General features: G+C 61.8%; 19 protein-coding genes. 9 read left to right on the top strand and 10 right to left on the bottom strand.

All coding sequences use genetic code 11. The features are described 5' to 3' along the window. Position 1: 1 nt before the first annotated feature. The 3 genes from C6Y62_RS10340 to C6Y62_RS10330 form a co-directional block, all read right to left on the bottom strand. On the bottom strand, positions 2 to 1,015 hold the full coding sequence (locus tag C6Y62_RS10340) for a ligase-associated DNA damage response exonuclease (RefSeq protein WP_173953840.1): 1,014 nt from the start codon (positions 1,013 to 1,015) through the stop codon (positions 2 to 4). 118 nt (positions 1,016 to 1,133) lie between these two features. Next, positions 1,134 to 2,048 (bottom strand): DUF3592 domain-containing protein, encoded by a 915-nt coding sequence (locus C6Y62_RS10335; RefSeq protein WP_173953839.1) that lies wholly within the window; start codon positions 2,046 to 2,048, stop codon positions 1,134 to 1,136. A gap of 176 nt (positions 2,049 to 2,224) precedes the next feature. Beyond that, positions 2,225 to 3,082, bottom strand: coding sequence for an aldo/keto reductase (locus C6Y62_RS10330; protein WP_173953838.1), 858 nt, complete (start codon positions 3,080 to 3,082; stop codon positions 2,225 to 2,227). A 330-nt stretch (positions 3,083 to 3,412) separates the two neighbouring features. On the opposite strand from C6Y62_RS10330, the gene C6Y62_RS10325 reads away from it, so the two are divergent. Beyond that, positions 3,413 to 3,910 (top strand): hypothetical protein, encoded by a 498-nt coding sequence (locus tag C6Y62_RS10325; protein WP_173953837.1) that lies wholly within the window; start codon positions 3,413 to 3,415, stop codon positions 3,908 to 3,910. Positions 3,911 to 4,010: 100 nt separating this feature from the next. Here C6Y62_RS10325 and C6Y62_RS10320 read toward each other — a convergent pair whose 3' ends face one another. Then, the gene (locus C6Y62_RS10320) at positions 4,011 to 5,252 is read right to left on the bottom strand and encodes a hypothetical protein (RefSeq protein WP_173953836.1); all 1,242 of its coding nucleotides are present in this window, start codon (positions 5,250 to 5,252) and stop codon (positions 4,011 to 4,013) included. A gap of 665 nt (positions 5,253 to 5,917) precedes the next feature. On the opposite strand from C6Y62_RS10320, the gene C6Y62_RS10315 reads away from it, so the two are divergent. Next, the gene (locus C6Y62_RS10315; protein ID WP_173954019.1) at positions 5,918 to 7,471 is read left to right on the top strand and encodes an MmgE/PrpD family protein; all 1,554 of its coding nucleotides are present in this window, start codon (positions 5,918 to 5,920) and stop codon (positions 7,469 to 7,471) included. Positions 7,472 to 7,691: 220 nt separating this feature from the next. Here C6Y62_RS10315 and metE read toward each other — a convergent pair whose 3' ends face one another. The 4 genes from metE to aceA all read right to left on the bottom strand — a co-directional run bounded on the left by metE (position 7,692) and on the right by aceA (position 12,069). Then, entirely contained in the window at positions 7,692 to 10,028 is a 2,337-nt protein-coding gene (gene metE / locus C6Y62_RS10310) for a 5-methyltetrahydropteroyltriglutamate--homocysteine S-methyltransferase (RefSeq protein WP_173953835.1), read from the bottom strand. A gap of 64 nt (positions 10,029 to 10,092) precedes the next feature. Beyond that, a complete protein-coding gene (locus C6Y62_RS10305; protein ID WP_173953834.1) occupies positions 10,093 to 10,488 on the bottom strand; it encodes an acyl-CoA thioesterase in 396 nt (131 codons plus the stop codon). Positions 10,489 to 10,492: 4 nt separating this feature from the next. Beyond that, positions 10,493 to 10,720 (bottom strand): hypothetical protein, encoded by a 228-nt coding sequence (locus tag C6Y62_RS10300; RefSeq protein WP_173954018.1) that lies wholly within the window; start codon positions 10,718 to 10,720, stop codon positions 10,493 to 10,495. Between the two features lie 59 nt (positions 10,721 to 10,779). Continuing rightward, the gene (aceA, locus tag C6Y62_RS10295; RefSeq protein WP_173953833.1) at positions 10,780 to 12,069 is read right to left on the bottom strand and encodes an isocitrate lyase; all 1,290 of its coding nucleotides are present in this window, start codon (positions 12,067 to 12,069) and stop codon (positions 10,780 to 10,782) included. Between the two features lie 135 nt (positions 12,070 to 12,204). On the opposite strand from aceA, the gene C6Y62_RS10290 reads away from it, so the two are divergent. From C6Y62_RS10290 to C6Y62_RS10280, 3 genes are all read left to right on the top strand, one after another. Next, positions 12,205 to 13,626, top strand: coding sequence for a short-chain fatty acyl-CoA regulator family protein (locus C6Y62_RS10290; RefSeq protein ID WP_173953832.1), 1,422 nt, complete (start codon positions 12,205 to 12,207; stop codon positions 13,624 to 13,626). 14 nt (positions 13,627 to 13,640) lie between these two features. Then, entirely contained in the window at positions 13,641 to 14,132 is a 492-nt protein-coding gene (gene rraA / locus C6Y62_RS10285; RefSeq protein WP_246274559.1) for a ribonuclease E activity regulator RraA, read from the top strand. Positions 14,133 to 14,308: 176 nt separating this feature from the next. Further along, complete coding sequence (locus C6Y62_RS10280; protein WP_068464468.1) at positions 14,309 to 15,349, top strand: zinc-dependent alcohol dehydrogenase family protein; 1,041 nt, start codon at positions 14,309 to 14,311, stop codon at positions 15,347 to 15,349. 113 nt (positions 15,350 to 15,462) lie between these two features. Here C6Y62_RS10280 and C6Y62_RS10275 read toward each other — a convergent pair whose 3' ends face one another. After that, entirely contained in the window at positions 15,463 to 16,197 is a 735-nt protein-coding gene (locus C6Y62_RS10275) for a hypothetical protein (RefSeq protein ID WP_173953830.1), read from the bottom strand. 474 nt (positions 16,198 to 16,671) lie between these two features. Here C6Y62_RS10275 and glmU point away from each other — a divergent pair, with 474 nt between their 5' ends. From glmU to C6Y62_RS10255, 4 genes are all read left to right on the top strand, one after another. Beyond that, positions 16,672 to 18,030, top strand: a complete 1,359-nt coding sequence (glmU, locus tag C6Y62_RS10270; protein WP_173953829.1) for a bifunctional UDP-N-acetylglucosamine diphosphorylase/glucosamine-1-phosphate N-acetyltransferase GlmU — start codon at positions 16,672 to 16,674, stop codon at positions 18,028 to 18,030. Between the two features lie 134 nt (positions 18,031 to 18,164). Then, complete coding sequence (glmS, locus tag C6Y62_RS10265) at positions 18,165 to 19,985, top strand: glutamine--fructose-6-phosphate transaminase (isomerizing) (protein WP_173953828.1); 1,821 nt, start codon at positions 18,165 to 18,167, stop codon at positions 19,983 to 19,985. 152 nt (positions 19,986 to 20,137) lie between these two features. Further along, complete coding sequence (locus tag C6Y62_RS10260; RefSeq protein WP_173953827.1) at positions 20,138 to 21,199, top strand: SPOR domain-containing protein; 1,062 nt, start codon at positions 20,138 to 20,140, stop codon at positions 21,197 to 21,199. Between the two features lie 108 nt (positions 21,200 to 21,307). Continuing rightward, positions 21,308 to 22,087 carry a DUF502 domain-containing protein gene (locus tag C6Y62_RS10255; protein WP_083509846.1) on the top strand — a complete coding sequence of 260 codons (780 nt, stop codon included), beginning with the start codon at positions 21,308 to 21,310 and terminating at the stop codon, positions 22,085 to 22,087. A gap of 54 nt (positions 22,088 to 22,141) precedes the next feature. On the opposite strand, the gene C6Y62_RS10250 is transcribed toward C6Y62_RS10255, so the two are convergent. Beyond that, complete coding sequence (locus C6Y62_RS10250; protein WP_173953826.1) at positions 22,142 to 23,095, bottom strand: AEC family transporter; 954 nt, start codon at positions 23,093 to 23,095, stop codon at positions 22,142 to 22,144. Between the last annotated feature and the right edge of the window lie 110 nt (positions 23,096 to 23,205).

Genomic DNA, 23,205 nt, shown 5'->3' with positions numbered 1-23,205 from the left:
GCTAGTCATCCTCGTCTTCAAAGCCGACCAGCGACAGCGCGCGCGCTTTGCGCCCCATCAAACCGAGCTGATAGACGAGGGCATCGTCACGGCCGTGCGTGACCCAGACATCGCCGGCGTTGGTTTCGGTGATGGTTGTTAGCAGCTCCGGCCAGTCCGCATGATCGGAGATGACGAGCGGCAGCTCGACGCCGGTCTGGCGGATGCGGCCTTTGATGCGCATCCAGCCGGATGCAAACCCTGTTACCGGATCGGGGAAGCGGCGTGACCATCGGTCGTCAACGGCCGATGGAGGACACAGAACCAGCGCCCCCGCAAAATCGTGGTTGTTGTCCAACGTTGCAGGGCGCAGATCACCCAGATCCACACCGTGCCGCCGATAGAGGTCGCACAGGCCGATCAGCGCGCCATGCAGATAGATCGGCGCATCGTATCCGGCTTCGCGTGCAAGCTTGATCACGCGTTGTGTCTTGCCCAACCCATAGGCGCCGACCAGATGCGCGCGCTCTGGCTGCCGCGCCAGTGACGATAACAGACGCCCCACTTCAGCGTGGGCCGGTTCGTGCTGAAATACCGGCAGCGCGAACGTCGCCTCGGTGACGAAGACATCGCACGGTACAAGCTCGAAGGCGGCACAGGTGGGATCGGCGGCGCGTTTGTAGTCGCCCGAAACAACCGCGCGCTGCCCCTGCCATTCCAGCACCACCTGCGCCGAGCCGAGTATGTGCCCGGCGGGAACGAGGTGGACCGATACGCCGTTGACTGACTGACGTTCGCCATAGGACATGCATTGAAACGAGCCAGCGCAGGTCTCACCCATGCGCAGCCTCATGATGTTCACTGTGGCTTCGGTGGCCAAAACAGCGCCATGACCGGGCCGCGCGTGATCGCTATGGCCATGCGTGATCACCGCGCGGTCAACGGCGCGGGGCGGATCGATGAAGAACTGGCCGGGCTCGCAGTAGAGCCCGCGGTCGGTCGGGTAGAGCCACTGCTCCACCGCTCCGGCGGCCATGCGCGTCTCCCATTAGGGCCGATTGAAATACCGGCCCTAATGTGGGGTCTGAAGCAGCTTTGCGCCACCCGTTGCGACGACCTGACGGAGCGGATGCCGCCGTCCTGGTTGCTGCAACTCAGCTGATGAACGCCACGATCAGGCCAACGACGACAAGGATAGCACCGGTGATTGCAACGACGAGACCGGCGACGCTGTGGCCCGAGGTGCCGGGCTCCAATGTCGCTGCTTCCGGTTTGAGTGGGTTGTAGAAAACATCGACGGGCGTGCCGCTGGCGAAGCGCGCAACGTCTGCATCGGCTTTTTCCTTGGCGCCGGCATAATTGCCAAATCGGACGCGGTTGCCCGCGAAGGCTTTGCCATCGACATCGTAACTGTAGGCAATATTGGCGATGTACTGCCTGCCGCCCTTGGTGCGATAGGAGTCGACGACGGCAGAGGTGACGCGGCCCTGTGCGCTGGGCCATGTGAGCGAGGCTTTCCCCAATGCGCGGGTGCGTTGAACGAGCCAGCCGCCGATGACGGCGCCAGCGAGACCGAACCCAAACAGGCCAATGAGAAATACCCAACGGTCGGGATCTGCGGCCGGCGCGCCTTGCGTCAGGCACGACATGTAAGCGGGCGAACCGGCTTCCGCACCCCACAGGATCACAGCTTCGCGGTCGGCCTTGTGCGCGATCCAAAGGGTCTTGTCGGCGGGGATATCGCCCGTCCCTGCCGTTATGGTGTAGCCGGCGGCTTCATAGTTGCGCTTCGTTTGCGCTTGTATCGCTTCGCTGGCCTCAGCGTTCGCGGGCCAGTGCAGAAACGCATAGTGCGTGCATATGCGGCCGCTCTGCGTTTCCGCCACTTGAGCCATCAACGCCTGCTTGGCAGTTAGGTTTTTGTCCGTCCACGTTTCAGCACCCGGAGCAACGGGCACGCCGGTGCGCCAGTCGCGATCAAACGGGCGATCGGCAGCGGCGGCGGAAGCAAGGAAGGCAATCGAAAATATCAGTTGCGCGATAATGCGCGCTGCAAAATTGGCGGCCATGTCCCCTCCAGGGCACTATTGCCGCCACGCCGGTTGAAAAGGTGACGCTGCTGGCGGCCCGAGCACTCCTGACGGAAAAATGCGCGGGCCGCCATGACAACTTTCGCCATCGAAAGGCGGGAAATTTTGCGCCGGATGCCCGGTGCGGTTCCTGTGCGAGCAAGGCTGCCGCGGGGCTATGCCAGTGCGGTCAGGTGCTCGAATTCGGTGTCGCTCAAGCTGATGTCGACCGCAGCCACGTTCTCCTCAAGGTGCTTCACCTTGCCAGTGCCGGGGATGGGCAGCATCACAGGGCTGCGACGCAGCAACCACGCCAGCGCGATCTGACTGGGGCTGGCGTTGTGCGCCTTGGCGATGGCGTCGAGCGGCGAACCGGGCCGTGCCAGTTCGCCGGCTGCAAGGGGGAACCACGGAATGAAGCCGATGTTGTGAGCTTCGCAGTGGTTCAGAACATCGTTGCTCTGGCGGTTGGTGAGATTGAACAGGTTCTGCACCGTGGCGACAGAGAAATACTTCTGCGCAGCCTCGATGTCGTCGACCTGCACTTCGCTCAAGCCGACATGACGGATCAGACCTTCGCGTTGCAATTCGCGAATGGCATCGAACTGTTCATCGCGCGGAACATCCGGGTCGACGCGATGAAGCTGCCACAGATCGATCCGTTCAACGCCCAGCCGGCGCATGCTGACAAACACCTGCTGACGCAGATAATCGGGCCGCCCGCACGGGTTCCACACGTTCGGCGCCGGACGGATAAGACCGCCCTTGGTCGCGATCACCAGCCCATTATAGGGATACAGCGCCTCATGAATCATGCGCTCGCTGATCTCAGGGCCATAGCTGTCGGCGGTATCGATCAGATTGATGCCGAGTTCGGGCACGCGCTTCAAGGTGCGTAATGCTTCGGCGGGGTCATCGCTTTCGCCCCACACGCCGCTGCCGGTAATGCGCATGGCGCCGAAGCCGAGGCGATGAACTTCAAGGTCGCCGCCTATCTTGAAGATTCCGGACTTGGCGGCGTTGGCTGTCGACATTGGCGAAGCTCCTGAGGCGTGCGCTGTTGGGCAGGGTGAGATGCACGCAAGTTAGGTATTGAACGGACTGGCGCAAGGGCATTGGCGCGCTACATCGTTTGTCGATGCTTTCAGTGCGGCTATCGCGTCCCACTTGAACATCGCGTTGCGGCACCCGACAATTTCTACAAAGGCACCTACAAGTTAGTGCGAATTGCCGGGCAGGCGTTTTATCGCTGGCATAGATATTGGCCGTAAATCGCCTCCGACGGAGCATCCGGGAAAAGGGCCACGCCTTGCGTCTCAGCGGATGTTGTTCCGTGGTTGCGTCAGGTGCCGGAGGAAAGTTTCATGGCGGATAAGTCGAGTTTCACCCCTGATGAATGGAAAGCCGTTCTCGCCAGTCCGATGCTTGCAGGCCTTGCAGTAACGCTCGCTGAGCCAAGCGGTCTTTGGGGCATGTTGAAAGAGAGCATGGCGAGCGCAAACGCTCTGATGACTGCGGGCAAAAATCCGTCCGCGTCAACGTTGATGAAGGCCATTCTGGCCGACATGGAAACATCGGAAGGGCGTACGATTGCGCGTGAGGAAATCAAGATTGACCTGAGCGGGAAATCGCCGGCTGAGATCAAGCAAGAAGTGATCGCCAAGCTCGGCAAGGTTGGGCAGATCCTGGATGCAAAGGCACCGCAGGATGCGCCCGCGTTCAAGAGCTGGCTGAAGTACGTGGCCGATCAGGTGGCTGAAGCTGCGTCGGAAGGTGGCGTGATGGGATTTGGCGGCACGCAGGTGACTGACAATGAAAAGGCCACCGTCGATGAGGTGGGCAAGGTTCTGAAGGTTGCGTGACGACGCTGCCGATATTCAGCTGTACCGGCCTTTAGCGCCGAAAGCATCTGACGGTCCGCGTCCCCGGACTTTCGTTTGGGGGGCGCGGATCGCTTAGGCTTCAGGGCATCCGATAGTGCATGGGCTCTGGTAGCGGCGGCTCCTGCGCAGCCTGACTTGGTTGACCGGCTGCAGGTGTCGTCGTCACGGCGCTTCCGGCGCTGCTCTCCGCATTCGTAGCGTCCCACTTGCGCGGCACCCACAGCAGCGCAGCGATCGCCGCGAGGCAGACAAGCACCAGACCGGCGATGCTGGCGACGTCTGCGCCCGAACCCACCAGACGTGTAAAAACGGAAGCAACGATACCGTATTTCAATACGGCGAGAGCGGCCGCGATGGCGCTGCCCATCTTGCCAATGGCTTCCAGATCCTTGTCGCGGCGCCGATAGAAGAAAAACACCATCAGCAGGGTCCAGATGCCGAACGCGAGGCTGAGTATCGGCGTGATGAGACTGAAGGTGCCACGCCCCGTCAGGCCATACAGCGCGCCGACGGATTCAACGAACGCCTGCGACATGAACGGGAAAAACAGCACCGCCGCTGTGCCGATGATCACCGAGAACTCGATGCGTCTGGCGCTGGCGCGATAATTGGTTTCGATGCCGCGATAGCGTGCCACCAGCAGGACGGAGAGCGTCAGCAGCACCAGCAGAAAGAACACTTTCATCGGCAGCGTTGCAGCGTGGACCTGCGCTGTCAGCGAGCGCCGATCGTCCTGCGTATAGGTTTCGCTGACCGCAGCGCTGAGGCGCTGTTGCGCAACACAACACTCGGTGTCGCTCTGCAGATGCGGGGATGGGGTGAGGGCGGTGGACGCAAAGCAGAAGCGCTTGCGCTCCGGCGCTGCTTCCGGCTCCAGAAATACATCGCGGTCGCATTTGCGGATGAAGTCGTTGAGGCCCCAACGGGACTGGCTGACAGTGCGCAGGCCGTGCAGTGCGTTGAGCACGGGCAGGCGTTCGCACACGCCATCCTCGGTGCAGGCTTCGCCCTGATCGGCCTTGAGGACTGCGGGCGTGATTTCCCACATCGAACGCTTGGGGCTAGCCAGTAGGCTGGCAGCGATCGCGTATGACAGACCTGCCAGAACGAGGAAGCCAATGGCGTATCTCAGGCGGCCGAAACGGACATATCGCCAGTAGAAGTCGGTGAGAGCGGCTGCCGGCACGAAGAAGGCAAACAGGGCCACGATGCCGAGCGTCGGGAAGAACAGGAACAGGTGGCTGTCCATCGACACCAGATCAAACCATCCGGTATCCCAGAACTCATAGCCAAGGACGGCGGTGGTTGCCGTGAAGGACACGCTCAGCGCGAGAAAAACTACGAATACAAATATACGCGGCCAAATACCGATATCGCGAGACTTCACCGCTGCCCCCAAGGCAAAAACTCTATTTATTGGCACCAGCGACTCCCTTGCTGGGAGCCGGCCGCTGGCGCTTAGCAAACATTTTTGACGCGCGTTGACTTCGAGACAAGGCACGGTCGCGGGTGGACCCCCTCGCGCTACCTTAGCCCCCCGGCAAAAGTTGGGCGTTAGCCGCTGGTCGATCCCGGCAGGCACCGCCCATCAGCAACCCGAAAAACGCTGTCTATTGCCAATTATGCGCCTGATCTTTCGTCGTGTCGGGACGGAGCAGGCGTAAAGTTAAGGGGGTGGCCGTCGGGTCACTACCGGCGATAAAAATGCGGGTAGCTAATCCAATGGGAAGAGGTGCGTGGCTGGAGCGGGCAGAGGAGCTGTGATCGCGCAGGCCCGCATTGAACGGCTAGCCCCGCTACCACCTCAAGGTAGTGCGCCTAGGAAGGCCAGCACCGATAGCCGGACCGGCGATATTCGCAATGGCCGCAAATCGCTTCCACGCCGTTCGCAAACGCACACAATTTCAGCGGTTTATGCCGTCATGGGCTTTGCCGATATTGCAAATGGGGGAGTTCGCTCCGTTTCCAGCCGCAATGGAAGCCGCCGTGAAGCAGCACCGGGTACGCACCTACAGATCCGCCGACCGGCTTCCACGGGAGCAGCAACTCGCATGGAAAATTGCCGAGGTCGCGGCCGATCCCGTTGCCGTCGAGCCGTTGGTCGCCGAGATGATCGGCAATCGGGTGATAGATGGCGCCGGCGTGGCGGTCGCGGCGCTGGGGCAAAGGGCGGTGGCGGCGGCCCGGACTCAGGCCATGTGCCATACGGCTGTGCGCGGGGCGATGGTGTTCGGGCTTTCCGCTCAGCGGCCGGTGTCGCCGGAATGGGCCGCCTGGGCGAACGGCGTCGCGATTGCGGAGCTGGATTTTCACGACACCTTCTTCGCCGCCGACTATGCGCATCCCGCTGACAATATTCCGCCCGTGCTTGCGGTGGCGCAGCACTGCGGCCTTGATGGCGCTGCACTGGTGCGGGGCCTAGCGGCCGCCTATCAGATCCACGTCGCGCTCACCAAGGGTATTTGCCTGCACAGTCACCGGATCGACCATGTTGCTCATCTGGCGCCCGCTGCGGCGGCCGGCATCGGTGCGGCGCTCAATTTGCCAGTCGAAGTGATCTATCAGGCGGTGCAGCAGGCGCTGCACGTTTCCACTGCGACGCGCCAGGCCCGCAAGGGTGAGATATCGAGCTGGCGGGCCTATGCGCCCGCGCTGGCTGGCAAACAGGCGGTCGAAGCCGTTGATCGCGCTATGCGGGGGGAGCGCGCGCCATCGCCCGCTTGGGAAGGCGAGGATGGACTGATCGCGTGGATGCTGGAAGGTCCGGACGCAGCCTATCACGTGCCGCTACCGGAGCCGGGCGAGCCCAAGCGCGCCATCCTTGACACTTACGCCAAGGAACATTCCGCCGGGTATCAGGGCCAGGCCATGATCGATCTTGCGTTCCGGCTGCGGCGCCGAATACCGGATCTGACGCAGATCGAACGGATCACGATTGAAACCAGTCAGCATACGCATGTGATTGCCGGTTCCGGCGCTAACGATCCGCAGAAATACGATCCCGACGCCAGCCGCGAAACACTGGCCCATTCTGTGATGTACATCTTTGCCGTCGCGCTGGAGGACGGCTCGTGGCATCACGAACGTTCGTATGCGCCGGAGCGCGCTTGTCGCCCCACGACGGTTGAACTGTGGCGCAAGATTGAAACCCTTGAAGATGCGCACTGGACGCGCCGCTATCTCAGTACCGACCCGACGGACAAAGCGTTCGGCGGATTGGTGGTGGTGAAGCTTCAGGATGGTTCGTTCCTGAGCGATGAGCTTGCGATGTCCAATGCGCATCCACTGGGGGCATCACCATTTCATCGCAAACGCTACATCGAAAAATTCCGTGCGCTTTGTGATGGCCATGTGCGCGCAGGCGAGCAGGAGCGCTTTCTGGATCTGGCGCAGCAACTGCCGACTTTGACCCGGCAAGGTGTCAGCGGCCTGACGCTGACGGCAGAACCGTGCGCGCTGGGCACACACAGCCCGCGCGGCATATTTGATTATGCCGACGGTGCTGATGACGCGGTAATCGTACACGCGTTCGCCCGTTGAGTTGACGCCGGGATCCGAGCGCGCGGCTCAAATCCATGTAAATGCCACGCAACTTCGGACACTGCGCACCGCGTCATAGCCGGTGCTGACGGCTGAAAGTTTCCGGTCGTGATCTCCGGCGCAACCTCGCGAGATATTTCCCAACACTAACGGCGGCTATGACAAAGGGCGGGAGCAATTCCGCCCTTTGTCATGTCATCTATGTCGCTGGTACTGCGCGTCAGTGCAACTTGGCGCGCGCCTGCTCAGCGGCCGCAACCATGTTGACGAGCGCGGGGCGCACTTCGTCCCACTTGCGTGTCTTCAGGCCGCAATCGGGGTTGACCCAGATTTGATCCGGCGACAGATGCTTGCGCGCTTTCTGGAGCAGATCGACCATTTCGCTCACGTCCGGAACGCGCGGCGAGTGAATGTCGTAAACACCGGGGCCGATCTCGTTCGGGTAGCGATAGTCAACGAACGCGTCGAGCAGTTCCATCTTCGAGCGCGATGTCTCAATTGAGATCACATCCGCGTCCATGGCACCGATCGCGGCAATGATATCGTTGAACTCCGAGTAGCACATGTGGGTGTGGATCTGCGTAGCGTCATCCACGCCGGAGGCTGTAATGCGGAATGCGTCAACGGCCCAGTCGAGATAATGCGGCCATTCGCTGCGGCGCAGCGGCAGGCCTTCACGCAGAGCAGCTTCGTCGATCTGGATCATCGCTGCACCAGCCTTTTCAAGGTCGGTGACCTCGTCACGAATGGCCAATGCGATCTGGCGGCAGGTCTCGCTGCGCGGAATGTCGTCACGCACGAACGACCAGTTCAGGATGGTGACCGGGCCGGTGAGCATGCCTTTCATCGGCTTCTTGGTCAGCGACTGCGCGTACTGCCACCATTCGACGGTCATTGGCTTGGGGCGGGTCACGTCGCCGAAAATGATCGGCGGACGGACATAGCGCGAGCCATAGCTCTGCACCCAGCCGTTCTTGGTGAAGGTGAAGCCATCAAGCTGCTCACCGAAATACTGCACCATGTCGTTGCGTTCGAACTCGCCGTGAACGAGTACGTCGATGCCGATTTCTTCCTGCCAGCGCACGGCCGCTTCAGTTTCCTTGCGCAGGAAGTCGTTATATTCAGCGTGTCCCAGAGCGCCCTTCGCGTTGGCGGCGCGGGCCTTGCGAACTTCAGGCGTCTGCGGGAACGAGCCGATTGTGGTGGTGGGATAGGCGACGAGTTGCAGTCGGTCGCGCTGAGCCTTCTGACGGGCTGCAAACGGGGACTTGCGGCTTGCCATTTCCTTGGTGACTGCGGCCATGCGGGCGGCCACGGCCGGGTTGTGAATCTTCTGCGAAGATTTGCGCGAAGCTGCGGCGCGCATCGATTCCGTCAGCTCCGCCTTGACGCTGTCGCGGCCTTCATTGAGCGCGCGGCCAAGCGTTTTCAGTTCGCCGAGCTTCTGGGTCGCGAACGCCATCCAGTTCTTCACTTCCGGATCAAGAGTCGTTTCCGCGTCGAGATCGATCGGCACGTGCAACATGGAGCACGACGGCGCGATGAAGATCTTGTCGGCGCCACGCTGGGCGACAACAGGCTCAAGTTTGTCCAGCAGCGCAGGCAGATTGGCGCGCCACACATTGCGGCCATCGATGACGCCGAGCGACAGCGTGAGCGACTTCGGCGCCTTGGCGAGCACGGTTTCGAGCTGTTCGGGCGCACGCGCCAGATCGAGGTGAAGGCCAGCAACCGGCAGCGAAAGGGCCGCATCGAGGTTATCGCCGTAAGCGCCAAAATAGCTGGTGAGCAGCAGTTTCAGCTGCGGCACCGCTTCGGCAAAGCGGCCATAGGCGGTCTGCAGCGCCAGTGCCACGCCATCGCCGAGGTCGGTCGCGAGGCAGGGCTCGTCGATCTGCACCCATTCCGCGCCGGCCTCAGCGAGCTGACGGAGAATTTCAACGTAAACCGGGATGAGCGCTGACAGCAGCTTAAGCGTATCGAAGCCTTCGGTCTTCGATTTTGCCATCGTCAGGAACGTCACCGGACCGAGCAGAACCGGGCGCGTCTTGATGCCAAGCGCCTGCGCCTCCTTGAACTCATCTACCGGCTTGGGGGATGTGAGCGCGAATGACTGGTCGCTGGATAGCTCGGGCACCATGTAATGATAGTTGGTGTCGAACCACTTGGTCATTTCCATCGCTGGAACGCCAAGGCCGTGCTGATGGCCGCAGCTCAGGTATGGATGTTCAACGGTGCCGTATTCCTGGCTGCCGCGCGCCATCGCGAAATATGTATCAACCGATGTCTTGCTCTGCACCGGGCCATAGACGCTAGGGATCGCGCCAACCATCGCGCAGATATCGAGCACGTGATCGTAAAGCGAGAAGTCGTTGCTTGGAATGTGGTCGATGCCAGCGGCGCGCTGCTTGGTCCAGTTGGTGGCACGCAGCGCGGCTGCGCTTTCCAGCAATGTCTTTTCGTCCGACTTACCGGCCCAATAGCTTTCCAGCGCCTGCTTCAGCTCGCGCCTGGGGCCGATGCGGGGAAAGCCAAGGTTCGTTACGGTTACAGACATAACATCTCCTTTCGCCGCTTTTCACGGCGACGTGCGGTTGTCAAAAATGGATGCTGAATGCAGCTCAGGCCGGTTCCGGCGCCATGCGATTGACCGGGATGGGACGTCCGTCATCGTCGACGGATACCATCTCAAACGTGCCTCGCATGGCGAGCTGCCGCTCGCCGCCCTTGATATGCTCCGCGATGACATCAACGCTTACGGTCATCGATGTGCGGCCGATGCGCTCGACGCGAGCACACAGCTCGACCAGTTGTCCGACGGCAACCGGTTTGTAGAAATCAACGTGGTCGGCTGCGGCCATGACCACGTTGGCACCTGCGCGGCGGGCAGCCGCAATAACGGCCGCTTTGCCCATCAGATTGAGAGCCGTCCCGCCGAACAGGGTGCCGTAGTGGTTGGCCTGCGCCGGGAAGATGATCTCAGTAAACCGCGTCTCGTTGGGATCGGCGGCGTTCATGTGATCAATCCTTCCGGTCGTTTTGCTCAGCCATCCGGATGATGGGGATCATCTGATCACCCCACTGTCCGGAGCCGTTGTGGATGCGCGAGCGTCGCATCAGTTCGACCGTGGCGCCGGCTTTCACCGCCGCCTCGATCTGCTCGTTCAGGCGATGCAACGTGTCGGCCACGCGGCGGATGAGGGTTTCGACTTCCTGACGCTTGCCGGGACCGCCAAAAGGTTCGCTCATCGGTATGACTTCCGCTGTAGCCATCGGTTGCACTCCTGGTGCTGTGTCGTTCGGTTTGCTCATTCGGCAGCCGGTTTGAACTGGGCAGTCTCGGTCGACTCGGACATTGCCGTGGTCGATGAAGCGCCGCCCGTGATCGCAATCGATACGGCGTCGAAGTAGCCGGTACCGACTTCGCGCTGGTGGCGCGTTGCGGTGTAGCCCTTCGCTTCGCTTGCGAACTCAGCCTGCTGCAGCTCTGAGTAGGCAGCCATGCCGCGATCGCGGTAGCCGCTGGCCAGCTCGAACATGCCGTAGTTGAGCTGGTGGAAGCCAGCCAGCGTGACGAACTGGAACTTGTAGCCCATGGCCCCGATTTCACGCTGGAAGCGGGCGATGGACGCTTCGTCCAGCTTGGACTTCCAGTTGAACGACGGCGAGCAGTTGTAGGCCAGCATCTTGCCCGGATACTTGGCATGCACGGCTTCAGCGAAGCGGCGGGCATCATCAAGGTTCGGCGTCGACGTTTCCCACCACAGCAGGTCGGCGTACGGCGCGTAGGCAAGGCCACGGGCGATGCAGGCATCAACGCCGTTGCGCAGCGTGTAGAAGCCTTCCGGCGTGCGCTCACCCGAAACGATGAACTCGCGGTCGCGCTCGTCGATGTCCGACGTGATCAGCTTGGCGGATTCAGCGTCTGTGCGGGCGACGATGAGCGTTGCAACGCCCATGACGTCAGCAGCAAGACGAGCTGCAACGAGGTTGCGGATGTGTGCCTGGGTCGGGATGAGAACCTTGCCGCCGAGGTGGCCGCACTTCTTCTCCGAGGCAAGCTGGTCTTCGAAGTGAACGCCAGCGGCGCCAGCTTCGATGTAGGCCTTCATGATCTCGAAGGAGTTCAGCGGACCGCCGAAGCCAGCTTCAGCGTCAGCAACGATTGGCGCGAACCAGGTGTCGACGCTCTTCTTGCCTTCCGAGTGCTCGATCTGGTCGGCGCGCTGCAGCGTGCGGTTAATGCGGCGGGCGAGCTCCGGGCCGGCGTTGGCCGGATAGAGGCTCTGGTCCGGGTACATTGCCGAAGCGGTGTTGGCGTCAGCGGCGACCTGCCAGCCGGAAAGGTAAATGGCCTTCAGGCCAGCGCGCACCATCTGCATCGCCTGGTTGCCAGTAACGGCGCCGAGCGCATGGACATATGGCTCCGACTGGAGCAGCTGCCACAGGCGCTCGGCGCCGTGCTCTGCGATCGAGTGGCGGACGGGTAAGGAGCCACGCAACCGCTGCACATCTGCGACGGAATATGGACGCTCAATGCCGTCAAATCGCCCCTTCGGAGCGTGGGGTACTAGGTCATTGAAGTCGGCACTTGCCATCGTCGCGATCCCTCTTGTCAAAATCTGATATTCGCATTATGCGCAACTAACAAACACACGAAACGCCTGAAATTGTGGATGTTTGTAAAGCTTCGACTGAGTGTTTGCGAAGTTTGCAAATCGGGAGCCAAGCCAATGAAGAAGGCCTTCATCGGGGTCCATTTGCGTCGCCTGCGAGAAGAGCGGGGCCTCACTCAGCTTGCGCTTTCGAAGGCGCTGGAACTGTCACCCAGCTACGTCAATCAGCTGGAGAAAAACCAGCGTCCGCTGACCGTCCCGATCCTGCTGAAAATCAACGCGGTGTTCGGCGTCGATGTGCAGATGTTCTCCGAGGACGAGGAGGCCCGTCTCATCGCCGACCTGCGCGATGTGCTGACCGAACCGCCGATCGACGAGAAGATCGCCATAACCGAAATCCGCGAGATCGCCGCCAACATGCCGGCCGTGGGCCGCGCGATCGTCGGCCTGCATCGGCGCTACCGCGCTTCGATTGAGCGTTCCGATGCGTTGGCGCAGCGATTTGGTTTGACGGCGGAAGAAGGCGGTGCGCCGCTGCAACTCATGCCGTATGAGCAGGTGCGCGACTTCTTTTATTCGCGCCACAACTACATTCATGAGCTGGATTCAGCAGCCGAAAAGCTGTTCATGCGCGCCGGCCTACAGGTGGGCGATGTCGCAACCGGCCTGAAAGAATATTTGCGCAAGAAGCACAGCGTGCGGGTGTTCGTTGAGGCGAGTGCGGAAATTCCCACGACGCAGCGCCGTTATGATCGCAATGCGGGAACGCTGCAGTTGTCATCGGCGCTCAATCCGGGGCAGCAGGCGTTTGAGATGGCAACGCTGCTGGCCTATCTGGAACACAGCGACGAGCTTGACGATCTGGCGAACGAAGCTGCTGCGGGCAGCGATGAAACCTATCGCCTGGCGCGCATCGGATTGGCGCATCATTTCGCCGGTGCATTGCTGATGCCATACAAGCCATTTCTCGATGCGGCGGAGCGTATGCGCTACGATATCGAGCGTCTGGAGCAGCGCTTCGGTGTTGGCTTCGAGACGGTGTGTCATCGCCTGAGCACGTTGCAGCGTCCCGATACACGTGGCGTGCCGTTTTTCTTTGTGCGTGTCGATCGCGCCGGCAATATTTCCAAGCGCCAGTCAGCGACGGACTTCCACTTTTCGCGCGTCGGCGGCACATGCCCGCTGTGGAACGTATACGAGGCGTTTTCAGTGCCCGGACGTATCGTGACGCAGCTTGCCCGCATGCCGGATGGACGGACTTATCTTTGGATTGCGCGGACGGTGTCGCGCGCGATCGGCGGTTACGGCACTCCGGCGAAAACGTTCGCCATTGGTCTTGGCTGCGATCTCAGTCACGCGCATCGGCTTGTGTACGCCAAGGGACTCGACCTCAAGACGCCCGACGCCGCTGTGCCGATCGGCGTTGGCTGCAAGGTGTGTGAGCGGCCTAATTGCGCGCAACGTGCGTTTCCGCCTATCGGGCGGCGGACGGTGGTTGATGAATCGGAGCGGCGCTTCAATCCCTATCCGGTTGAATAAGGCGGAGAATGCTTATGCCCGGCACCTGTGATCTTTCCGATCGTTTTCCCGATGCGCGCGTGGCAGCGCCGGTATTTCGCGATTTTGGCGGCCGCCGCGCCTTTTCCGGTCGTGCGGTTACCGTGAAATGTTTCGAAGACAACTCGCGCATAAAGGAACTGCTGGCGACGGCGGGTGAAGGGCGCGTGCTGGTGGTTGATGGCGGCGGCAGCCTGCGCTGCGCGCTCATGGGCGACATGATCGCGGCGGATGCGGTTACGAACGGTTGGGCCGGTGTGCTGATCGAAGGCTGTGTGCGCGACACCGGTATTCTGGCAACGCTCGACATCGGCATCAAGGCGCTGGCGGCTAATCCGCGTCGCTCTACGCGGCGGGGAGAGGGCAGCGCGCATATCGACATCAGCTTTGCGGGAACGCCGGTGAGCGAGGGCGATTGGGTTGTCGCGGATGAAGATGGCGTTGTGTTCCTGTCTGCTGAGCAGGCCACCGAAGCGAAACTCGCCTGAGTCTTCAGTTCTTTCTGACGCCCGTTATTCTTGCAGCGATCTCTGTGTGCGGCCAATCGGCGCGTAAGCTGCAAGAAAACGCTACAAATGAAACGCAAATAGCAGGGTTGGCGCTGGCTTAAGCGGCAAGGTATTCGAACCATGCTGGAGGCTGGGGTTCCGGAAGGATGCCAGCCATGAAAGCTCTCGTTTATCAAGGTCCGGGTGCAAAGGCGGTTGAAGATCGCCCTAAGCCGAAGATCCAGGAGCCCGGCGACGCCATCGTCAAAATGACCAAGACGACGATCTGCGGCACGGATCTTCACATCCTGAAAGGCGATGTGCCGACCTGCAAGCCGGGCCGCATACTCGGCCATGAAGGCGTCGGCGTTGTCGACAGCGTCGGCGAAGCGGTGACGCAGTTCAAGCCGGGCGACAAGGTTTTGATCTCGTGCATCTCCTCGTGCGGCAAGTGCGATTATTGCCGGCGTGGGATGTATTCTCACTGCCGCACCGGTGGATGGATTCTCGGCAACGAGATCGACGGCACGCAGGCGGAATATGTCCGCACGCCCCACGCCGACACCAGTCTTTATCCGCTGCCCGATGGCGTGGATGAAGAAGCGCTGGTGATGCTGAGCGACATCCTGCCAACGGGTTTCGAGTGTGGGGTGCTGAACGGCAAGGTTGCGCCGGGTTCAACGGTGGCGATTGTCGGCGCTGGTCCGATAGGGCTGGCTGCGTTGCTGACGGCGCAGTTTTACTCGCCGTCGCAAATCATCATGATTGATCTCGACGACAATCGGCTTGGGCTTGCGCGTCAGTTTGGCGCCACGCACACCATCAACAGTTCCGATGGCAAGGCCGCAGAAGCTGTGATGGCATTGACGGGCAATCGCGGTGGCGTCGATACGGCCATCGAGGCTGTCGGCATCCCGGCAACATTCGAGCTGTGCGAGAACATCGTCGCGCCGGGTGGTGTGATCGCCAACGTCGGCGTGCATGGTCACAAGGTTGATCTGCACCTTGAGCGGCTGTGGTCGCAGAACATCGCCATCACGACGCGGCTGGTGGACACGGTATCGACGCCGATGCTGTTGAAAACGGTGATGTCACGCAAAATCGATCCGAAGAAGCTCATCACCCATCGCTTCAAGCTGGACGACATTCTTGCGGCCTACGACACGTTCGGGCAGGCCGCGAAGACGCACGCGCTAAAGGTGATTATCTCGCCGTGAGCTGCGGGTGGATGGGCTCGAGCGCGGTGCATTGAGTTTGAAACAGCAAACGGCGCGGCTTCAATCAAGCCGCGCCGTTTGCTGTTAAATCGCGAACGCTGTCGTGCCCGCGGTCAGAATGTATTGCCGCGGAACTGGCTGACTTCGCAGGCCATGCCCTGTGCGGTGATATCCTTACAGATGGCCTTGGCATCGGCCACCGTGTTGAGCGGGCCGGCAACAAGGCCATACGTGCGCTTGGCGCCGCTGCCGCTCACAACATAACGAGCGTTGAGCGAGCGGACTGCTTCAGGCTGGCGATCGTTGAGGATGGTCCAGCTGAGACGCAGGGAGTCGAGCGATGGCCCGGTGGCCAGCAGCACGCCAACGGGCGGCGGCGCGGCTTTAGGCGCTTCGGCCTGCTTGTCGATGCTGCCAGTCTCAATCGACTTCTGCTTCGCCGGTTCAGCTGCGGAGACCTTCGGCGCGGCGACTGCGGTTGCGCGCTCATGGGCCTCGACGGCGGTGCGCTCAATCGCTTCCATCTTTTCCATGATCGCGCGATCACGCTGGGCGCCCTCGTCGACGCTGGCTTTGATCGTTGCGACCTCCATCTGCATCTGCCCCAGGCTCTCCTTGACGGGCTCGATGTCGGCCAGCGCGCGTTCAACGTGGCGCTGGGTTTCGGCGATGGCGGCATTATCGCCACCGGCGGGTGCGCCTGCCTTCCAAGCCGCCACAAGGTCAGGCTTCATGCCGATAAAAACGAGATAGCCGCCGGCTAACACGGCCGCCAACACGTAAAGCAGCACGTACGGTGTAAACGTGCGGCGCGGCGCTTCTGGGCCGAAGGACGATTGGACGGACATTCTTCTGATCCACGGGTTCGGACGCGGCACATGGTCTGAACTGACGGCGGGCGGGGCGTCTTTGAAGCGCGCTCCGATAGGCCAGCCTTTGAAAGATGAGCGGAGATTCGGGTGAGTCGGGCTTGCGCGGCAACGCAGTGGGCGTCGAATCGCACTGGTGCCTGTGGACGGAGAACTATGGCTGCGTAAGTCATTGAAATGTTAGGCCCTGAATCTAAGCGTGTGCTTGGCGGGCCACAGCGGAAACATTGGGGACCGCCACAGGCAAGACCGGTGCGCAGCCGGTTCGGGCGATTGCCCGGCCGTATGCCGAACAGGCGGAGAAGGGTTTCCAGGCCCGATATTTACAGGGGCGCTGTCTCACCCGATGCTATGACCTTTGCCGTTCCGTTCTGGTTTTTCCAATCGCCGCTGTTGTTCTGTTTTCCATTATTGATAGACCTGTGCTGCACATTAATTCTGACGGATTCCAAAATGAGCCGCCCCCCATTGCTCGTCGTCGTCCTTGCGGCCGGTCAAGGCACGCGCATGAAGTCGGCACTGCCGAAGGTGCTGCACAAGGTTGCCGGGCGTTCGATGCTCGGTCACGTGCTGGCGCTGGCGGAAAGTGTTGATCCGCAATCGATCGCGGTGGTCATCGGTCCGGATGCCGATATGGACGCGGTGCGGTCCGAGGCGCTGAAGCTTGTTCCGTCAGCTCAGATTTTCGTGCAGCAGGAGCGTCGCGGCACGGCGGATGCGGTGCTGGCAGCGCGCGAGGCCATCGCTGCCCATCGGGGCGACGTGGTCGTGCTCTATGCCGATACGCCTCTGATCCCGTCGCAGACGCTGGCGCGGTTGCTGGAGCGTCTGGACGGCACTGCCGTTGCCGTTCTTGGCTTCGAGGCCGTCGATCCAACCGGCTATGGCCGCCTGATCCTGGAGCCGGGCGAAATCGTTGCCGCGATCCGGGAGGAGCGTGAGGCATCGGAAGCCGAGCGCGCCATCCGCATGTGCAATTCAGGCGTGATGGGCTTCCGCGTCGATGACCTCGCCGGACTGCTGGGCCGCATCGGCAACACCAATGCGAAAGGCGAATTCTATCTCACCGACGCCATCGAGCTGGGCCGCCAGCAGGGGCTGTCCGCCGGTGTTGTCGTGTGCGAGGAGGACGAGGTTCTGGGCGTCAACTCGCGTGAGCAGCTTGCTGCCGCTGAGGCGATTTTCCAGCGCCGGGCCCGCACGCAGGCCATGCGCGACGGCGCTACGCTGATTGCGCCCGAAACGGTCTGGCTGTCCTATGACACCCAGATCGGCCGCGATGTCATCATCGAGCCGAACGTCTTTTTCGGCCCCGGTGTCAAGGTTGAGGATGGCGTCGAGATCAAGGCCAACTGCCATTTTGAGCAGGCTCATATAGGCAAAGCGGTGAAAATTGGCCCGTTTTCCCGCCTGCGCCCCGGTGCGGTGGTGGGCGAGGATGCGCACATCGGCAATTTCGTCGAGGTCAAGAACGTGACGCTCGGTGCCGGCGCCAAGGCCAATCATTTGTCGTATTTAGGTGATGGGACAGTGGGCGCAGGGGCCAATATCGGCGCCGGCACCATTTTCTGTAATTATGACGGCTTTTTCAAACACAAGACCGAAATCGGCGCGAAGGCATTTGTCGGTTCGAATACATCGCTGGTTGCACCGGTGAAGATTGGCGACGGGGCGTATATTGGCTCCGGTAGCGTTATTACGAAGGATGTTGCATCGGGTTCGCTGGCTCTGGAGCGCTCCGGCCAGGAGGAGCGTCCCGGCTGGGCCGAGAAGTTTCGGACCATGATGTTGAGACAATCAAAGGCTGGGTAGCATTTGCAGCGCGGCTGCAGTGGCTACCTGCGGCTTCGGGGCGCAATTAATTACAGAAACACACTGTGATTTGAGAGAGATATTAAGCGCCGCCTAGCAATGTGTTTGGGCGCTATCGGGAGGGATTCTTCAGCATGTGCGGCATCGTCGGCATTATCGGGCAGAAACCGGTTGCAACCGATCTCGTGGACGCGCTGAGACGGCTGGAATATCGCGGATATGATTCCGCCGGTATCGCCACCGTCGAGAACGGCCACCTTGAGCGTCGGCGCGCTGAAGGCAAGCTGCGCAACCTGGAAGGCCGGTTGCTGCAGGAGCCCCTGAGCGGGCACACCGGCATCGGTCATACGCGCTGGGCCACCCACGGTCGCCCGACCGAGCGCAACGCGCATCCGCACATGAACGGCAAGGTGTCGGTGGTCCATAACGGCATCATCGAGAACTTCCGTGATCTGAAAAATGAGCTGGCCGCCAAGGGCCACGTGTTCGAGAGCGACACTGACACTGAGGTGATCGTCCATGTGCTGGCCGACGAAATGGCCGCGGGCGCGGGGCCGGAAGAAGCTGTCGGCCGGGCGCTGAAGCGCCTCGAAGGCGCCTTCGCGCTGGCCATCATTTTTGCGGGCCATGACGATCTGATGATCGCGGCCCGGCAGGGCAGCCCGCTCGCCATCGGGCACGGCACCGGCGAAATGTATCTTGGCTCCGATGCCATTGCGCTGGCGCCATTCACCGATGCGATCACATATCTGGAAGAGGGCGACTGGGCGGTGCTGCGTCGCACCGGCGTCGAGATCTTCAACCGCGATGACAAGGCGGTGGAACGTCCGCTGATCAAGTCGGTTGCGTCGTCGCTGCTGGTCGACAAGGGCAATCACCGCCACTTCATGGCGAAGGAAATTCACGAGCAGCCGGAAGTCATCAGCCACACGCTGGCGAATTACATCGACATGGGCGAGGCAACCGTTGCGGTGCCGGACTTCGGCGTCGATGCAGGCACGCTTTCGCGGGCGACCATTTCTGCCTGCGGCACGGCCTATTACGCCGGTCTCGTCGGCAAATATTGGATTGAGCGCTATGCGCGGCTGCCGGTCGAAATCGACGTCGCCTCGGAGATGCGTTATCGCGAGCCGCCGATGACCGCTGGTGGGCTGGCGCTGTTTGTTTCGCAGTCGGGCGAAACCGCCGACACGCTTGCGGTGTTGCGCCACGCGCGCGCGGAGGGCCAGCGCGTCGCCTCGGTGGTGAACGTGCGCACCTCGACGATTGCGCGCGAATCCGATGTCGCCCTGCCAACCCTCGCCGGTCCGGAGATCGGTGTCGCTTCAACGAAAGCATTCACCTGTCAGCTTTCAGTGCTCGCATGCCTTGCGATCGGCCTTGGCCGCGCGCGCGGTGTGATCGACCGCGAGCAGGAGCGCGCGCTGGTGCAGTCGCTGGTCGAGGTGCCGCGCCACATCTCCAATATCCTGCGCAACGAGAGCCAGTATGAGGCGATTGCCAGCATGCTTTCGAAGGCGCGCGACGTGCTCTATCTGGGCCGCGGCACCAGCTATCCGTTGGCGCTTGAAGGCGCGCTGAAGTTGAAGGAAATTTCCTACATCCACGCCGAGGGTTATGCGGCGGGCGAGCTGAAGCACGGCCCCATCGCCCTGATCGATGAGAACGTGCCGGTCATCGTCGTGGCGCCGAAGGATGCGCTGTTCGAAAAAACCGTCTCCAACATGCAGGAAGTTGCATCGCGGGGCGGCCAGATCATCCTGATCTCGGATGCCGATCCCGAGGAGGTCGGCTGCAAGGTGGCGGCGCATATTGCGATGCCCAAGGCCACCGAGTTCACCAGCCCGCTGCTCTATGCCGTGCCGGTGCAACTATTGGCTTATTACACCGCCGTGGCGATGGGCACCGACGTCGATCAGCCCCGTAATCTGGCAAAATCCGTTACTGTCGAATAGTTTGCCGTTGCCTGGGTGCTACCGACTCTGAATTGATGCTGGATCTAGTGGTCGGAAAAATGGTTCCGATTCCAGCCCCGGATTTGCCTCGATAATATGCTTGGCTTAGGGTCAAGTCGGGTCAGATGCCGGGACAGGGAGTTATGCTGACAATGCAGGACATTATGCGCATCCGCGCGCGTATGTTCACCGGAACGGCATGCATGCTGGCTGCGGCGGCATTTGCGGCGTCTTTTGCTGTCATCACGCCCGCAGTTGCCCAGCAAGAGGGCCCCGGACCATCGGCTTCGGAGCAGGCACAGCAGGTATTCGCGGCCGGCAAAAAGGCATATGCGGCTGGCAAATTTGACGATGCGATGCGCGCCTTCGAGGCTGCGATTCGCGGTGGCCTGCCCAGCAGCCAGATGCCCAGCTTGCTGTATTATCGCGGGCTCACATTCCGCAAACAGGGCAAGCCGGGTTTTGCAATTTCGGATCTGACCAGCGCGCTCTGGATCAAGAACGGCCTTTCCGACGCCGAACGGGCCGACGCCATCAAAACGCGCGAGCTGGCCTACAACGAGGCCGGCGTCGCCAATGTGCCCCCGGTTCCGCAGTCGCCACACGCGGCCCCGCCGACGCTCGGCACTTCACCGGCAACGCAGGTAGCGGCCGCGGCCACCGGCGCGGCTTCGGGTGCCGGAGCCGCTGGCATGTCCAGTGCGCCGGCCGCGCCGACACCATCGTCATCCAGCTCCAGCGGCGGAATAACCGGCTTCTTCTCCAATCTCTTCGGCGGCGGATCGTCGAGCAGCGCCCCAGAGCCTGCGCCCGCACCGGCCCCGGCCGCATCGGGCTGGAGTACGGGGACCGAGGTGGTTGCCCAGCAGCCCTCACGCCCGGCTGAAGTCGGCACGCCGTTCGTTACGCAGGTTGCCACCGTCAGTGGCGGATCGCCCGCCGGTCAGCCTGCCGCGCGCGGTGCTGAGAAATATCGTCTCCAGGTGGCATCCGTGCGCACCCGGTCAGAGGCCGATGCGCTCGCCGGGCTGCTGTCCGGTCGGCACGGCGCAAGCTTGGGTGGCCGCAAACCGGTGGTGGATGAAGCCGTCATCGGCAGCATGGGCACCTTCTATCGCGTTCAGGTCGGCCCCTATTCCGATACGGGCGAGCCGGAGCGTCTTTGCTCAGCACTGCAGGCGGATGGCTTCGATTGCATGCTGATGATCCAGTAGCGTTAGCGTTGTAATGGTGGGCCAGGTCACGATCCTATGGGGTCAGCCAGACGGTGCCCAGGCTGAAGCGGGCGCAATGAACGGGGCGAGGTTTCCAAGCGGAAGACCATGAGCGAACCAGCCGGTCCCCCAAACGGTTCTCCTGATGCGACGGCAAACCTGCGCGCCGGTCTTCGCAAGCTGGTGCGCGAGAAGCCCAAGAGCGGCGGCTGGCAAATCGGCACGCGGCTGCGCAACTACTTCCTGACCGGTCTTGTCATCGTCGGCCCGGTGACAATCACGCTTTACATCGCGTGGTGGTTCATCAACGTCACCGACGCCTGGATCAAGCCGTTCGTGCCGGCGCCTTATCTGCCGGACACCTATCTACCGTTTGCCGTTCCCGGCTTCGGTCTGATCGTCGGCTTCGTGGTGCTGACGCTCATTGGCGCGCTGGCCGCCAATCTGTTAGGCCGCACGCTGATTTCATTCGGCGAGCAGATGGTCGGCCGCATGCCGATCGTGCGCAACGTTTATAGCGCGCTGAAGCAGATCTTTGAATCTGTGGTCAGCGCCACCGGTCCCAATCAGGCGTTTCAGAAAGTCGGCTTGATCGAGTTCCCGTCCAAGGGCCTGTGGTCGATTGTGTTCGTCACCGGTGAAACGACGGGCGAGGTGGGCGCTGTGATGCCCGGCGGCGAGGAAGACCTGCTCACCGTTTTCATGCCTACCGGTATCGTGCCGCCGACCGGATTTGTCTGCTTCCTGCCCCGGCGCAATGTGCTGTTCCTGGACATGAACATCGAGGACGCGGCCAAGGTCATCATCTCCGCAGGCATGGTGACGCCGGAATCGCAGGCCAAACTGCGCGAGATGGCCGAGCAGGCACGGCGTAAACAGAAGGGCTGAGCGCACGAGCCATAGATGCTCGCGCCAGCCATAAAGATGCTGACTGACTTAACCTCAGCGTCCGGGCAGCACTTCCACACCCAGTACCGCCATCGCGATCGGCAACGTGATCAGCGCGGCCAGCGTTGAAATCAGGATCACTGCCGATGTGATGGCGGCCGGACGCCGGTAAAGCTCCGCCAGCATGAACGGGCCGGTGCCGGTCGGCAGCGCGGCCAGCAGCGTCGCCATCACGGCGAGCTGGGTTGGCACACCCAGCAGCATGGCGATGAAGAATGTCAGCGCCGGGTGCAGGATCAGCTTCACCGCGCTGAGTGCAACGGCAGCACCGGCTTCACCGCGCGTAACGGGACGCGGGCCGGCCAGAAACAACCCGATGACAACGAGCGCGGCCGGGCTCGCCGCCCCACCCAGCAGCTTCAGGAACGTTTCGGCAGGCTGCGGCACCGCAAGTCCGGTGGCGTTGTAAAGCGCTCCGGCGACCGGCGCGATCAACAGCGGGTTGCGCACCAGCGCACCGCCCACCTTCATCGCCAGCCGGAATGGATGAGGCTCGCGCTGGCTGCCGATCTCGATCAGCACGATCGAGGAAGCGAACAGCACGCAGACCGTGATGATCGATGCAATGGTGACGGGCACCAGACTGTCCGGTCCGTAGACCATGAGAAACAGCGGAAACCCCATGTAGGCGGTGTTGGAATAGGAGCCGAGAAGGCCGTCGATGCCGCCATCGGCCAGCGGCCGACGCAACAGCAGGCTGATGCCGACGCTGGCATAGAAGACAATGCCGCATGAGAGACCAAACGCGAGCACGAACCCCGGCTGATACAGCTGCTGCCAGCTTGCGTGCGCCATGACGTCAAACAGCAGAGCGGGCAGGGCCAGATAGACGACGAACTTGTTGATCTCGGACACGGCCGCCGCGCCGATGGAACCGCCGCGCCGCGCGATGAACCCGCACAGGATGAGCGCGAAGATAGGGGCGACGATTGCGAGCAGGGATAGCAAGGCGATGTCCGGGTGCGTGATGGCGGTTCGATAGGATTTTAAGACGGCCTGAGGGTAAGGACCAATGCGCCATCCAGCGCAGCGTCAATAGCGAAATTGCGGAGGCCGAT

The organism is Hyphomicrobium sulfonivorans (assembly GCF_013306565.1).
Lineage (GTDB): Bacteria > Pseudomonadota > Alphaproteobacteria > Rhizobiales > Hyphomicrobiaceae > Hyphomicrobium_A > Hyphomicrobium_A sulfonivorans.
This window is presented reverse-complemented; position numbering and strand designations above follow the sequence as displayed.